This is a genomic window from Agrobacterium fabrum str. C58, from assembly GCF_000092025.1.
In the GTDB taxonomy this organism is placed as follows: Bacteria; Pseudomonadota; Alphaproteobacteria; order Rhizobiales; family Rhizobiaceae; genus Agrobacterium; species Agrobacterium fabrum.
Genome location: NC_003062.2, coordinates 77,957 through 91,515 on the forward strand (window position 1 = coordinate 77,957; position 13,559 = coordinate 91,515).

The 13,559-nt window shown below is 60.2% G+C and carries 12 protein-coding genes; 3 read left to right on the plus strand and 9 right to left on the minus strand.

Annotated elements, in window-relative coordinates; genetic code table 11:
• Positions 1 to 3: 3 nt before the first annotated feature.
• Positions 4 to 480 (plus strand): GNAT family N-acetyltransferase, encoded by a 477-nt coding sequence (locus ATU_RS00360; protein WP_006309899.1) that lies wholly within the window; start codon positions 4 to 6, stop codon positions 478 to 480.
• A 6-nt stretch (positions 481 to 486) separates the two neighbouring features.
• Here the strand turns inward: ATU_RS00360 and ATU_RS00365 are convergent, their stop codons facing one another.
• Positions 487 to 1,176, minus strand: coding sequence for a hypothetical protein (locus tag ATU_RS00365; RefSeq protein ID WP_010970640.1), 690 nt, complete (start codon positions 1,174 to 1,176; stop codon positions 487 to 489).
• A gap of 48 nt (positions 1,177 to 1,224) precedes the next feature.
• Entirely contained in the window at positions 1,225 to 2,229 is a 1,005-nt protein-coding gene (locus ATU_RS00370) for a 2-hydroxyacid dehydrogenase (protein WP_006309901.1), read from the minus strand.
• Between the two features lie 180 nt (positions 2,230 to 2,409).
• Here ATU_RS00370 and ATU_RS00375 point away from each other — a divergent pair, with 180 nt between their 5' ends.
• On the plus strand, positions 2,410 to 2,943 hold the full coding sequence (locus ATU_RS00375; RefSeq protein WP_035214555.1) for an SH3 domain-containing protein: 534 nt from the start codon (positions 2,410 to 2,412) through the stop codon (positions 2,941 to 2,943).
• Here the strand turns inward: ATU_RS00375 and ATU_RS00380 are convergent.
• A complete protein-coding gene (locus ATU_RS00380) occupies positions 2,936 to 3,928 on the minus strand; it encodes an adenosine kinase (RefSeq protein ID WP_010970641.1) in 993 nt (330 codons plus the stop codon). The genes ATU_RS00375 and ATU_RS00380 overlap by 8 nt on opposite strands.
• 477 nt (positions 3,929 to 4,405) lie before the next feature.
• On the opposite strand from ATU_RS00380, the gene ATU_RS00385 reads away from it, so the two are divergent.
• The gene (locus ATU_RS00385) at positions 4,406 to 5,350 is read left to right on the plus strand and encodes an AEC family transporter (protein WP_010970642.1); all 945 of its coding nucleotides are present in this window, start codon (positions 4,406 to 4,408) and stop codon (positions 5,348 to 5,350) included.
• A gap of 6 nt (positions 5,351 to 5,356) precedes the next feature.
• Here ATU_RS00385 and ATU_RS00390 read toward each other — a convergent pair whose 3' ends face one another.
• From ATU_RS00390 to infB, 6 genes are all read right to left on the minus strand, one after another.
• Positions 5,357 to 6,373 carry a class I SAM-dependent methyltransferase gene (locus ATU_RS00390; RefSeq protein WP_010970643.1) on the minus strand — a complete coding sequence of 339 codons (1,017 nt, stop codon included), beginning with the start codon at positions 6,371 to 6,373 and terminating at the stop codon, positions 5,357 to 5,359.
• A 135-nt stretch (positions 6,374 to 6,508) separates the two neighbouring features.
• The gene (pnp, locus tag ATU_RS00395; protein WP_010970644.1) at positions 6,509 to 8,650 is read right to left on the minus strand and encodes a polyribonucleotide nucleotidyltransferase; all 2,142 of its coding nucleotides are present in this window, start codon (positions 8,648 to 8,650) and stop codon (positions 6,509 to 6,511) included.
• A gap of 265 nt (positions 8,651 to 8,915) precedes the next feature.
• A complete protein-coding gene (rpsO, locus tag ATU_RS00400; protein ID WP_006309908.1) occupies positions 8,916 to 9,185 on the minus strand; it encodes a 30S ribosomal protein S15 in 270 nt (89 codons plus the stop codon).
• A 165-nt stretch (positions 9,186 to 9,350) separates the two neighbouring features.
• Complete coding sequence (gene truB / locus ATU_RS00405) at positions 9,351 to 10,298, minus strand: tRNA pseudouridine(55) synthase TruB (protein WP_006309909.1); 948 nt, start codon at positions 10,296 to 10,298, stop codon at positions 9,351 to 9,353.
• Positions 10,299 to 10,301: 3 nt separating this feature from the next.
• The gene (gene rbfA / locus ATU_RS00410) at positions 10,302 to 10,718 is read right to left on the minus strand and encodes a 30S ribosome-binding factor RbfA (protein WP_006309910.1); all 417 of its coding nucleotides are present in this window, start codon (positions 10,716 to 10,718) and stop codon (positions 10,302 to 10,304) included.
• 75 nt (positions 10,719 to 10,793) lie between these two features.
• Positions 10,794 to 13,535, minus strand: a complete 2,742-nt coding sequence (gene infB, locus ATU_RS00415) for a translation initiation factor IF-2 (protein ID WP_010970645.1) — start codon at positions 13,533 to 13,535, stop codon at positions 10,794 to 10,796.
• Positions 13,536 to 13,559: the final 24 nt, after the last annotated feature.

A 13,559-nucleotide genomic window follows, 5' to 3' on the forward strand; every position in this document is an offset into this window, starting at 1 on the left:
ACCATGATCGAGATAGCGAAGATCGGCGATGACTTCGATCGCTGGCAGGATCTGCTGGCGCTCATCATGACCTCCTTTGCCTATATGGATGGTGTCATTGACCCCCCATCGTCGGCCTACCGTCTGACGCTCGAAAATCTAGCCGAAAAAGCCAGGGCAGAAATCGCTTTCGTGGCGCTCGATAGTGATGAGCTGCTCGGCTGCCTGTTTTGCCGGCCGGAACCGCCGGCCTCGCTTTATGTCGGCAAGCTCTGCGTTTCTCCGAAAGCGCAGGGAAAAGGTATCGGCAAGCTGCTTCTGCTGCAGGCTGAAGCGCTGGCCCGGGAACTGGCGCTGCCGGCGCTCAGGCTGGAAACGCGTATCGAGCTTCTCTCCAACCATACGAAGTTCGCCGCCTGGGGTTTCGTCAAGACCGCTGAAAACGCTCATGCGGGTTATGATCGGACCACCTCGATCGAAATGACCAAATTCCTCGGCTGAAGCCGCCTATTGCAAAAGGCCGGATTGCACCATCTGGGAGAGGAAGACGGAAGACACGCGGTCAATACCGGTCTGCGGCTGGATTTCTGCCGTTCCCACTCGCCAGATGCTCTTGTCCGGCCCGCTGACGAGCTGAACTTCCGTCGTGACCTTGTGGGTCAGCGGAGCCGTCCTCGTCGCTTCCACCATCTGTTTCATGAGTTTTACGGAAGGCATACGGGTTCTGTCACCAATCTCATCGGCACTTGTGGCGGCCTTCAGCCGCTGGAAGGCTGGCCCGACATCCGGCAGAGAGCAGTTCATTTTTATACGGACGACAAAAACACCAGCAGGCGTTTGCGAGCCGACATGTGCAGGCTCCGCCTTGCAGAGCACCCGCGCAGTACTCGCCACCCAGAGCTTTGCGAACTGGTCCGATTGTTCGCTCGTCGTTCCCTTGGGGGAATGCACGCCCTTGTATTGACGTTGCCATGCGATCGGGTCTGCAACCAGTTCCATATCGGTATAGCGCTGCCCGCTGCCAGACGCTCCCCACTCTTTGTCCAGGCGGACCATGCTGGCGCGATCAAAATTCAGCCACGCGCGGTAATAGAGTTCGGCGGTCTCTTCCGGTGATGGCGGTTGAGCCCCGGCCGGGCTGCCGACCAGCACGAGCAGAACGGAGATCAGCAACAAAAACTTTGCCTGTATTCCCATTGAACTCTCACTCCCTGTGTTGCTCGAAAGATGCTTGGCTAAGCCGGCTTAGTTCCGCCCCGGCAGCACCCGGTTCGGTGGGCGGTGCCCGTCGAACAATGTGCGGATATTGATGATGACCTTGTCACCCATTTCGATGCGGCCTTCGATCGTTGCCGAGCCCATATGCGGCAGCAGCACGACCTTGCCTTCCTTGGCGAGTTTGATGAGCTTTGGATTCACCTGCGGCTCATTCTCATAGACATCGAGACCGGCGCCGGCGATCTTGCCCTCGCGCAGGCACTGGATCATCGCCGCCTCGTCGATGATATCGCCGCGCGCTGTGTTGACGATGTAGCTGGTCGGCTGCATCAAGGCCAGCCGCCGTGCCGAGATCAGGTGATAGGTCGCCGGCGTCGAAGGGCAATTGACCGATACGATATCCACCCGGGCCAGCATCTGGTCGAGACTGTCCCAGTAGGTGGCTTCAAGCTCCGCCTCCGTTGCCGGATTGACGCGCTTGCGGTTGTGGTAATGGATGGAAAGCCCGAAGGCCTTGGCGCGCCGCGCAACTGCGGTGCCGATGCGGCCCATGCCGACAATGCCGATACGCTTGCCGGAAATGCGGCGTCCGAGCATCCAGGTCGGAGACCAGCCCAGCCATTCATCGGCGCCATTGGCAAGCACGCGCGTTCCCTCGATCATGCGGCGCGGCACCGCCAGCACCAGCGCCATGGTGATATCGGCGCTATCCTCAGTCAGCACATTCGGTGTGTTGGTGACGGTGATACCTTTGCGGGCGGCCGCGTCGACATCCACATGGTCGATGCCGTTGGAGAAGCTGGCGATCAGCTTCAGCTGCGGTCCGGCTTTCTCGATCATCGCAGCGGTGATGCGGTCGGTCACGGTCGGCACCAGCACGTCCACGCGCTGCATGGCGGCGACAAGCTCTTCCTCACTGCGTGGGCTGTCGTCGATATTCAGTTCCGCATCGAAGAGTTCGCGCATTCTGGTCTCGACGACGTCAGGCAATTTGCGGGTGATATAGACTGTCGGTCTCTTCTTGTGGGTCATCGTTTGCCGCTGCCTTGTTCAGAAGTCATTAACCAGAAAGAGCGATAATTTCTTTCAATCAGGGCGTTTCTACCAGACCCACCGGCGAAGACAAATAAAACTCGCCGTGGCTTGAGGCATGTGGAAACGCGCCCCCTCGAATATCATCCGGTTTGCAGAAGGCGGGAAACGGAAATGGGCATGCGCAGTGTGGTTTCTATCGTTTGCATTGCATTGTCTCTCGGCCTCCTCGGTGCGGCGGGAGAAGCCATGGCGCAGGGTGCGGCCAAGGGCGCAAGCGGCCTGCCGCTGCCGCGTTTCGTCAGCCTGAAATCCAAGCGCGTCAACATGCGCATCGGCCCCAGCACGGATTATGCCGTGTCTTGGATGTATCTGAAATCGGGAATGCCGGTGGAAATCATTCAGGAATATGAAAACTGGCGACGCATCCGCGATGCCGACGGGACGGAAGGCTGGGTCAATCAGGCTCTGTTATCAGGCGAACGTACGGCCGTCGCCGCCCCGTGGATGCGCGGCAAGGGCAAGGAAGTCTATGTGAACATGCGCCGTGAGGCACAGTCTGGCGCTGCCGTGACCGCCCGGCTGGAGCCAGGCGTCGTCTTCCGGATCGGCGAATGCAATGGTGACTGGTGCCGTGCCGAGGCCGGTCAGGCCTCGGGCTGGGTATCCCAGGGGGAAATCTGGGGCGCTTACCCCGGCGAAGCCTTTAAATAAGGCCGTGTTTTTCGCCCAGCGCCTTCAGGGATGACATGGGGCGTGGTCCGACCTGCTGAATGACGGCAGCCGCCGCAAGGCAGCCGAGTTTGCCGCAATCTTCAAGCGAACGGTCCTGCGTATAACCGAAGAGGAAACCTGCGGCGAAAAGATCGCCCGCACCCGTCGTATCGACCACGTCATGCACGGGATAGGCTTCCACCTTCACACGTTCCGTGCCGCGCAGGATGACGGCGCCTTCTTCGCTCATCGTCACCGCGGCGATCTTGCAATCGGCGGCGATTTTCGTCAGCGCCAGCTCAAAATCCTCGGTTTCGTAAAGCGAAAGCGCTTCCTGCTTGTTGGCGAAGACGATGTCCACCGTGCCAGACCGCATCAGGTCCAGAAACTCGTCGCGGTAGCGGCCGACGCAGAAGCTGTCGGAGAGCGTCATGGAGACTTCGCGGCCGTTTTCATGGGCAATGCGGGCGCATTCGCGAATGGCATCCTTGGCACGCGGCGGATCCCACAGGTAACCTTCGAAATAGGTGACCTTGGTCTTCGCCACCACGTCATCTTCTACGTCTTCCGGGCCGAGATCGACGCAGGCACCGAGATAGGTATTCATCGAGCGTTCGCCGTCTTCGGTCACGAAGATCATCGAACGTGCTGTCGGCGGGAATGTGCCTTCCGGTTTGGTTTCGAAATAGACGCCCTGGGCGCGGATATCGTGCTGGAAGATTTCGCCGAGCTGGTCTTCGGCCACCTTGCCGAAATAAGCGGCCTTGCCGCCGAAATTCGCAACGCCCGCCGCCGTGTTGCCCGCGCTGCCGCCGGAGGCTTCGAGCGCCGGTCCCATCAGCGAATAAAGCAGTTCGGCGCGTTCCGCGTCGATCAGGTTCATCGCACCCTTGGTGATGGCATTGTCGTTGAGAAAGCGATCATCGCAGCGGGAGATGATGTCGACGATGGCATTGCCGACAGTCAGTACGTCGAATTTCGTCATAGGCCCTATCCGGTTCGCACGGGGTGTGCTTTTTTCGAATGGTCTTAAACATTTCTGGCTGCAAGAAAAGCCCAAAGAGAAAATATGCGGTTCTCAACGACAAGCGCAAGCGCGTCATTTCTCTGTAATGTGGTTAAGCTATTACTCCGATCAGAGCAAAAGGTGTGTGTATGCGTACCGAAATAGAGGACATGAGGTCTTCTGGCTCAACCGTTATCTCCGCCACGGATGTACTGGCGGCATTTAACGGACATAAAAGGCGGGGGTGACCCCGCTTTTTCTTTTTTGGGGACGTTCCAGCCTGCGGTATCGTGCGGATGGTGAGCGGCGGTTCTGCCCATGGCTCTCAAAGTTACTTCCCTCCGACACGCCTCATTTGATGAAAACAAAGAGTGAAAGCGTATTCGCGATTCCATTCCCGCGGAAAAGGCTCTAAAGCGGAGTATCTCCCGCAAAAGCCGCGAAAGCTTTCCCTCCATGTCTGCCGTTGCCGCGAATGTCGCCCCGATTTTCATTCTTATCCTGATCGGTTGGCTGACCGTCAAGGCTGGCCTGCTCAGGGCGGATGCCGGCGATATCCTCAGCGATTTCGTCTTCAAGATCGCGGTGCCGACATTGATCTTCCGCACGCTTGCAGAGGCGAATTTTCACGGCGCATCGCCCTTCCGCCTCTGGATCACCTATTTCGCCGGCGTGGCCGTCACCTGGGCGTTCGGGCATATCGTCACCCGTTATGTCTTCAAGCAGGATGTGCGCATCGCCGTCATCGCCGGCATTTCCTCGGCTTTCGCGAATAATATCTTCATCGGCCTGCCGCTGGTCGGGCGTTCGGTGGGGGATGAGGGGCTGGTGGCTCTCTCCATCCTGCTCGCCATCCATCTGCCGGTCATGATGATTGCAGGCACCATCCTGATGGAAAATGCCACACACAAGGCGGTCGGGGGCGAAAAGCGCGGCATGGCTGCGGTGTTCAAACAGGTGGGCCGCAATCTCGTGACCAATCCGCTGGTGATCGGTCTTGCCATCGGGCTCTCGACCAATGTTTCCGGCGTCGCGCTGACACCCATTTTGAAAACCGTGGTCGATCAGGTCGCCTCGATGGCGGGGCCGGCGGCTCTTATCTCGCTGGGCATGGCGCTGACGAAATACACCATTCGCGGCAATATGGGCATCGCCGTCACCATGACCGTTTTCAAGCTGCTGCTTCTGCCCGCCTGCGTATGGGCCATGGGCCACGCGCTCGGCCTCAGCCGCGAATGGACGGCGGCGCTGGTGCTCACCTCGTCGGTGCCGACGGGCGTGAATGCATGGCTGATCGCCAACCGCTTCGGTATCGGCCACAGTGTCGCGGCCTCCACCATCAGCATTTCCACAGCGACCGGCGTTCTGTCCGTGTCTCTATGGGCCTGGCTGCTGAGCTGATTTTGGTTATTTCTGGGCGCTCAGGATCTTGAAGCGGGCGTTGCGGCACACTTCGGCGGTCGTGCGGAATTCCGCCGCCAGAACCGGTTCGTAGGGCAGACCGCGATTGGCCACCATCAGCAGCTTGCCGCCGCTGCGCAACGCACCGGCCGCAGCCTTGATGAAGGCCTGGCCCAACGCTGGTTCCGCCGCCTGTCCGGCTGCATGGAAAGGCGGGTTCATGATGATGAGGTCGTATTTTTCCTTCGGCGGCTCGTTTGCCAGATCCTGCCAGAAGAAGCGTGCCGTCAGTCGCGGATTGTTTTCGAGAAGATTGGTCTTGGCGAATTCCAGCGCATTCCAGTCCGCTTCGAAAAGATCGATACGGGCGGTGCGCGGCGATTTTTCCGCCAGCATGATGGAGAGATAACCCCAGCCTGCACCGAAATCGGCGGCATTGCCGTCAAAGTCGGTCGGCAGGCGCGATGCGAGAAGCTCCGAACCGTCATCCACGCGATCATGGGAGAACATGCCGGGCAGGGCGGTAAAGCGACCCTCGACAGTGGCGGGCTTCTGGGCAAGCTTCAAGACGGCGGCGGAGACATCCTCCGGCCGTTTGAACCAGATTGCGACGCCGTGATATTTCGGTGTCGATTCCGACTCGATGCCGAGCTTTGACAGCGTCTTGCGCAGCGTCACAATGCCATCTTCCTTCGATCCGGCCGCGACGATCAAGCCGCCGGCCTTCACGCGCGAAAGCGCTTCTGCGACACGGTTTTCGTTCTCGCCACGGTGCTTGCCGCAGAGCAGCAGCGCCGCATCGTAGTCTTCGCCCGAAACGTCTGGGGCAACCCCTGTGCCCTGAGCCTCAAGAGCGCGATAGAGCGGGCGAAGATGCTGAACCGCGACGATCTCCGCATCGAAGCCATCCAGCCGTGGGCCGGCTTCCGCGCCCAGAAACAGAACGCGTTCGCCTTCTTTCGGCATGGCAAGCATGTCCGAGGCAAAGGGATGGAAAAGGGTTTTCACGGCGTCACGGCTCATTGGAGCGTCCTCAAGGTAGGATGGAGTTTGTCAGGGAAAAGTGGAAACCGGTTTTCCCGAAAAGACAAACGATAACAAAAACGAAAAAAAGGCGCGGGCAGAACCCGCGCCTCGATAGGGTCTGGCGGCGCAGCCTTATTCGGCAGCGGCTTCGCCGTCTTTCTTGTCGGCAGCCACTTCCTTGCCGGTTGCCTGGTCGACAACCTTCATGGACAGGCGAACCTTGCCGCGCTCATCAAAGCCCATCAGCTTGACCCAGACCTTGTCCCCTTCCTTGACGACGTCGGAGGTCTTGGCAACGCGCTCGGAAGCGAGCTGCGAGATGTGGACGAGGCCGTCACGGGCGCCGAAGAAGTTGACGAAAGCGCCGAAGTCAGCGGTCTTGACAACAGTGCCTTCGTAGATCTGGCCGACTTCCGGTTCCGCAACGATCGAGTGGATCCACTTGCGGGCCGCTTCGATTTCCTTGCCGGAAGCAGAAGCGATCTTGACGGTGCCGTCGTCTTCGATGTTGATCTTGGCGCCGGTCTTTTCGACGATTTCGCGAATGACCTTGCCGCCCGAACCGATGACTTCACGAATCTTGTCGACCGGAATGTTCATGACTTCGATGCGCGGTGCGAATTCGCCGAGCTGGCCACGGCTCTCGGTGATGGCGTTGGCCATTTCGCCGAGGATGTGCTTGCGGCCACCCTGTGCCTGCTCCAGAGCGATCTTCATGATCTCTTCGGTGATACCGGCAATCTTGATGTCCATCTGCAGCGAGGTGATGCCGTCGGCCGTACCCGCAACCTTGAAGTCCATGTCGCCGAGGTGATCTTCGTCACCCAGGATGTCGGAGAGAACCGCAAAGCGCTCGCCCTCAAGGATCAGGCCCATGGCGATACCGGCAACCGGCTTAGCAAGCGGCACGCCGGCGTCCATCAGAGCAAGCGAGGTGCCGCAAACCGTTGCCATCGACGAGGAGCCGTTGGACTCGGTGATTTCGGAAACGACGCGCAGCGTGTAGGGGAACTGTTCCGCAGTCGGCAGCATCGGACGGATAGCGCGCCATGCGAGCTTGCCGTGACCGATTTCGCGACGGCCCGGGGAACCCATGCGGCCTGTTTCGCCGACCGAGTAGGGCGGGAAGTTGTAATGCAGCAGGAAACGTTCCTTGTACATGCCGGTCAGGCTATCGACATACTGTTCGTCTTCGCCTGTGCCGAGCGTCGCAACAACGATCGCCTGCGTTTCACCACGAGTGAACAGCGCCGAACCGTGGGTGCGCGGCAGAATGCCGACTTCGGAAACGATCGGGCGAACGGTCGACAGGTCGCGGCCGTCGATGCGGCTCTTGGTGTCGAGAACGTTCCAGCGAACGATCTTGGCCTGAAGGTGCTTGAAGACAGCGCCGATTTCTTCCGGGCTGTACTTCGCTTCGCCTTCTTCCGGCAGGAAGTGCGCCTTGACCTTCGTCTTGACGGCGTCGACGGCAGCGTAACGGGCAGCCTTTTCGGTGATCTTGTAGGCGGTGCGCAGTTCGGTTTCGGCAAGGCCGAGCATTTCGTTTTCGAGTGCGGAGAAATCCTCCGGCTCGAATTCGCGTGGCTCCTTGGCGGCAACTTCAGCGAGCTTGATGATCGCGTCGATAACCGGCTGGAAGCCCTTGTGGCCGAACATGACGGCGCCGAGCATGATCTCTTCGTTGAGTTCCTTGGCTTCCGATTCCACCATCAGGACGGCGTCCTGCGTGCCGGCAACAACCAGATCCAGAACCGATTCATCCATCTCGTCGAGATGCGGGTTCAGAACGTATTCGCCGTTGATGTAGCCAACACGCGCGCCGCCGACCGGACCCATGAAAGGAATGCCGGACAGTGTGAGCGCAGCGGATGCGGCAACCATCGACAGAACGTCCGGATCATTTTCCAGATCGTGCTGAATGACCGTGACGACAACCTGCGTGTCGTTCTTGTAACCTTCAGGGAAAAGCGGGCGGATCGGACGGTCGATCAGGCGGGAAACCAGTGTTTCCTTTTCCGACGGACGACCTTCGCGCTTGAAATAGCCACCGGGGATCTTGCCGGCTGCGTAGGTCTTTTCCTGATAGTTGACGGTCAGCGGGAAGAAGTCCTGGCCGGGCTTCGGAGACTTTGCGGAAACCACGGTCGCGAGAACCATCGTCTCGCCGTAGGTTGCGATGACGGCGCCGTCAGCCTGACGGGCAACCTTGCCGGTCTCGAGCTTCAACGGGCGGCCTGCCCATTCGATTTCCACGGAGTGTTTATTGAACATATCTTGTCCTTGTTTGTGCGTGCCACCAAAAAGGGGCAACGAATGACGCAATCACGGGCAAGACAGCGGGAGGCTTTCAAGATCAAGCATCCTGCAATCCTGCCCCATGACAGGTCTGCGGTTGAAAAGGCGACACCGGCCCATCCGGGTCTACCTTATCGGTCCGGGGCCACATTTGCGGCAGACGCCCGGAAATTCATGTGGCCTTCAAAAGGCCCGATATAAAAACCGGCGGGTATCGTTGTGAAACCCGCCGGATAAGATTTTAGCGGCGAATGCCGAGAGCACCGATCAGCTTGGTGTAACGGGCTTCGTCCTTCTTCTTCAGATAGTCGAGAAGCGAACGGCGGCTCGAAACGAGCGTCAGAAGGCCACGACGGGAGTGGTTGTCCTTCTTGTGGTCCTTGAAGTGACCGGTCAGGTTGTTGATCCGCTCGGTCAGGATTGCGACCTGAACTTCCGGAGAACCGGTGTCGCCTGCCTTGGTGGCATATTCCGTGATGAGGGCGGCTTTGCGCTCTGCAGTAATCGACATCGTACGATCCTTTCTTGTTTTAAGGAAAAACGGGGACGCCTAGAGCCGGGATGTCGTCCAGCTCTGGCCATTCAGCAGCATAGGCAAAGCCCAAGCTGGCGCTGCCTATAAACTATTCCGGGTGCAATTGAAAGAGGCGATTGACAGCGCCTCCGCGCCGTATGGTTAGCCAAAAACCCGCTTCGGCCTGAACTCGCCTTCGCCGATCTCGCCGATGGCGACCAGTTTGCCTTGCGCGGTGGCATAGGCTTCCGGGTGATTGGCTGGCGCATCGCGCCCACGCAGCAGGATGGGGTTGCCCATCTTCAGCCTGTGCGCCTGATCATCGTTGATGATGAGGCGGGGAAGTGAGGACAACGCCTCGGCCGTATCGATCAGGAAGGCATCCAGTGCTTCCAGCCGTTCGTCACGATCTTCTATCGCTTCCAGCGCCGTCAAGGTTTCAAGGGGCACCATCATGTCTTCGCCGAAGGGGGCGACCATGGTGCGGCGCAGTTCCGAGATATGGCCGAAACACCCGAGATCGCGGCCCATGTCGCGGGCCAGCGCCCGCACGTAGGTGCCCTTGCCACATTCCACTTCGAAATGCGCGGTATCGGCGTCCGGGCAGGCCAGCAGCGTCAGGCGATGGATTTCTACTTCGCGTGCAGGAATTTCCACCGTCTCACCATCACGCGCCAGATCATAGGCGCGCTCGCCAGCGATTTTGATGGCGGAAAACTGCGGCGGGGTCTGCATGATCACGCCGGTATAATTGGGCAGAATATCGCGGATCGCCTGCTCTTCCGGGCGCTGGTCAGAGGATTCGACCACCTCACCCTCGAGATCGTCCGTCGCGCGCTGTTCGCCCCAGGTCACGGTAAATTCGTAGATCTTCCGGCCGTCCATGACGTAGGGCACGGTCTTGGTGGCGTCACCGAGCGCGATCGGCAGCATGCCGGAAGCGAGCGGATCAAGCGTACCGGCGTGGCCCGCCTTCTGGGCGTTGAACAGCCATTTGATCTTGGAAACGGCCTCTGTGGAGCCGAAATCGAGCGGCTTGTCGAGGATGAGCCAGCCCGAAATCGGACGGCCTTTGGGTTTGCGGTGTTGCTGTTTACGTGGTTTGGACATGCTTCAGTTCTGTTCGTCGTCTTTTTCGTTTGAAGGACCGAGATCGCGCTGAACTTCGGGCGAGCGCAGGAGCGCGTCGATCTTCTGGTAATTGTCGAAACTCGTATCGTCGCGGAAGCGCAGTTCCGGCATGTATTTCATCTGCCGAAGCTGCGGGCCGAGGCGGCCGCGCATGAATTTTGCGTGGCGGTTCAGCGCGCTGATGATGTCGGTGTGATCGGCAACGCCAAGCGGCGTCACGTAAGCGGTTGCGATCTTGAGATCGGGCGACATGCGCACTTCCGAGATGGAAATGACGGTGCCTTCGATCAGATCGTCGCGAACTTCGCCGCGCTGGAGAATTTGTGTCAGGGCGGCGCGCACCTGTTCGCCAACACGCAGCATGCGTTGCGAAGGGGCCGATGATGTAGCTTTTGCCATGGGTAATGCCTCAAACGGAGCGAGCGCCGGTAAGCCGGCGCCCGACAGTAAATTCCTGTTTTGCGGCGAGAACGCTTAGAGCGTTCTCGTGATGTGTTCGACGCGGAAGCACTCGATGGTGTCGCCGGCGCGGATGTCTTCGTAGTTTTCGAAGGCCATACCGCACTCCTGACCGACCGGCACTTCGTTGACTTCGTCCTTGAAGCGCTTGAGGGTCTTGAGCTTGCCTTCGTGGATGACGACGTTGTCGCGCACCAGACGCACACCCGCACCACGTTCCACCTTGCCCTCGACAACGCGGCAACCCGCGACCTTGCCGACCTTGGTGATGTTGAACACCTCGAGAATTTCGGCATTGCCGAGGAAGGTCTCGCGACGTTCCGGCGAAAGCAGACCCGACATCGCCGCCTTCACGTCATCCACCAGATCGTAGATGATGTTGTAGTAGCGGATTTCGATACCGGCGCGTTCGGACGCCGTACGTGCCTGTGCGTTGGCGCGAACGTTGAAGCCGATGATCGCGGCGTTCGATGCCTCGGCAAGCGAGATATCCGATTCCGTGATGGCACCAGCACCAGAGTGAACGACACGAGCGCGGACTTCGTCTGTGCCGAGCTTGTCGAGCGAAGCGATAATGGCTTCGACCGAACCCTGCACGTCCGCCTTGATGACCAGCGGGAATTCCTTCAATCCTGAAGTCTGCAACTGGCTCATCATCTGTTCGAGCGAGCCGCGCTGGCCGGTCTGACGAGCGACAGCCTTGTCGCGGGCCAGACGCTGGCGGTACTCGGAAATCTCGCGGGCGCGGCTTTCGTTTTCGACGACCGCAAAACGGTCACCGGCCGAGGGCGTGCCGGAAAGGCCGAGAATTTCGACCGGCATGGCCGGACCGGCTTCCTTGACGTGGTCGCCCTTGTCGTTGACGAGCGCGCGCACACGGCCCCACTGGTCGCCGGCGACGATGATCTGGCCGGGCTTCAGTGTACCCTTCTGCACGAGAACGGTGGCGACGGCGCCACGTCCACGGTCCAGTTCGGCCTCGATGACCGTGCCTTCCGCCGTGCGGCTCGGATCTGCCTTCAGATCGAGGATTTCGGCCTGAAGCAGGATCGCCTCGAGCAGCTTGTCGAGATTGAGCTTGTTCTTGGCCGATACTTCGACGTCAAGAACTTCACCACCCATCGATTCCACGAACACTTCGTGCTGCAGCAGCTGCTGGCGAACCTTGTCCGGGTTTGCCTCGTGCTTGTCGATCTTGTTGATCGCAACGACGATCGGAACACCGGCTGCCTTGGCGTGATTGATGGACTCGATCGTCTGCGGCATCACGCTGTCGTCTGCGGCAACAACCAGAACGGCAATGTCGGTTGCCTGCGCACCACGGGCACGCATGGCCGTAAAGGCGGCGTGGCCGGGCGTGTCGATGAAGGTGATCTTGTGACCGTTCTTCTCGACCTGATAGGCGCCGATATGCTGGGTGATGCCACCGGCTTCACCGGAAACCACATTTGCCTGACGGATGGCGTCGAGCAGCGACGTCTTGCCGTGGTCGACGTGACCCATGATGGTGACGACCGGCGGACGGGAAACCATCTCGCCTTCATCGTCCGTCTGGTTGAAGATGCCTTCTTCGACGTCGGATTCAGACACGCGCTTGACGGTGTGGCCGAATTCGACCGCGATCAGTTCGGCCAGATCGGCGTCGATCACGTCGCCCGGCTTCAACATCTGGCCTTCCTTCATCAGGAACTTGATGACGTCAACGGCCCGTTCGGACATACGCTGCGACAATTCCTGAATGGTGATGGTTTCCGGCAGGATGACCTCGCGCAAAACCTTTTCGCGGGTTTCCTGCATCTGGCTGCGGCGGAATTTCTCCTGCCGGCGGCGCATGGATGCCATGGAGCGGCCGCGCGGCGTGCCGTCTTCCTCCAGATTGGATGTGACGGTCAGCTTGCCACGACGGCGTTCTTCTTCCGTCTTGAGACGAGCAGCGGGCTTGGCCGGAGCCGGAGCCACGACCTTGCCGCGGGCCGGAAGGCTGCTGCCGCGACGCACGGCACCACGATCGTCCTCATCGTCACCACCGGTACGGCGTCCGCGCGGAGCGGCAGCGTCGGGTGTGGCGGGAGCGGAACGGGGAGCGGCGGCCGCAGACTGCGGGCGGGCGTCAGTGCGAGGCGCCGGCGCGGCGGCCGCAGCCGGCCTTTCGCTGGCAGGCTCGGCTCTTACTTCAGCGGCAGGCTGGCTTGCAGCCACCTTGGCGGCCGCAGCCTCTTCGGCGGCGCGGTTTGCTGCTTCCATTTTTTCGGCGGCGATACGCTGTTCTTCCTCGACCTTGCGGCGGGCTTCATCTTCGGCGCGCTGCTTGGCTTCAACCACGTCGCGAGCCTGCGCTTCCATCAGCGCGCGGCGACGGGCTTCCATTTCGCCTGCCGAAAGATCATGCAGAACATTGCCACGCGGACGGTCGGCCTGGCGCTGCTGGGGCGCGGACGAGCCGGAGCGTTGCTGCGACTGGGAGGAACCCGGACGCTGCTGCTGGCCGCCTGGCTGGTGAATACGCGGCTGGGGAGCCTGCGGACGCGCCGCCACCGGGGCAGGGGCGGCAGGCTTCGGTGCTGCCACAACAGGCTGAACCGGCTTCTCGTCTTCAGGTCGATGGGGGCGGCGCTTGCGTGTTTCCACGACAACCGCGTTGGTGCGACCTCGACCCATATCCTGCCGCACGGTGCCCTGATTCATCCCGCCCGGTTTCAGGGTAAGAGTCTTCTTGGCCGGCGCATTGAGTGTCTTGTCGTCGTTGTTGTCGGTCATTCCGTTCCCGTTCCTTCGGACGAG

Bases quoted from the DNA above. Each gene is read 5' to 3' on its own strand.
- ATU_RS00360 (WP_006309899.1), top strand. From the start codon at position 4: ATGATCGAGATAGCGAAGATCGGCGATGACTTCGATCGCTGGCAGGAT.
- ATU_RS00365 (WP_010970640.1), bottom strand. From the start codon at position 1,176: ATGGGAATACAGGCAAAGTTTTTGTTGCTGATCTCCGTTCTGCTCGTG.
- ATU_RS00370 (WP_006309901.1), bottom strand. From the start codon at position 2,229: ATGACCCACAAGAAGAGACCGACAGTCTATATCACCCGCAAATTGCCT.
- ATU_RS00375 (WP_035214555.1), top strand. From the start codon at position 2,410: ATGCGCAGTGTGGTTTCTATCGTTTGCATTGCATTGTCTCTCGGCCTC.
- ATU_RS00380 (WP_010970641.1), bottom strand. From the start codon at position 3,928: ATGACGAAATTCGACGTACTGACTGTCGGCAATGCCATCGTCGACATC.
- ATU_RS00385 (WP_010970642.1), top strand. From the start codon at position 4,406: ATGTCTGCCGTTGCCGCGAATGTCGCCCCGATTTTCATTCTTATCCTG.
- ATU_RS00390 (WP_010970643.1), bottom strand. From the start codon at position 6,373: ATGAGCCGTGACGCCGTGAAAACCCTTTTCCATCCCTTTGCCTCGGAC.
- pnp (WP_010970644.1), bottom strand. From the start codon at position 8,650: ATGTTCAATAAACACTCCGTGGAAATCGAATGGGCAGGCCGCCCGTTG.
- rpsO (WP_006309908.1), bottom strand. From the start codon at position 9,185: ATGTCGATTACTGCAGAGCGCAAAGCCGCCCTCATCACGGAATATGCC.
- truB (WP_006309909.1), bottom strand. From the start codon at position 10,298: ATGTCCAAACCACGTAAACAGCAACACCGCAAACCCAAAGGCCGTCCG.
- rbfA (WP_006309910.1), bottom strand. From the start codon at position 10,718: ATGGCAAAAGCTACATCATCGGCCCCTTCGCAACGCATGCTGCGTGTT.
- infB (WP_010970645.1), bottom strand. From the start codon at position 13,535: ATGACCGACAACAACGACGACAAGACACTCAATGCGCCGGCCAAGAAG.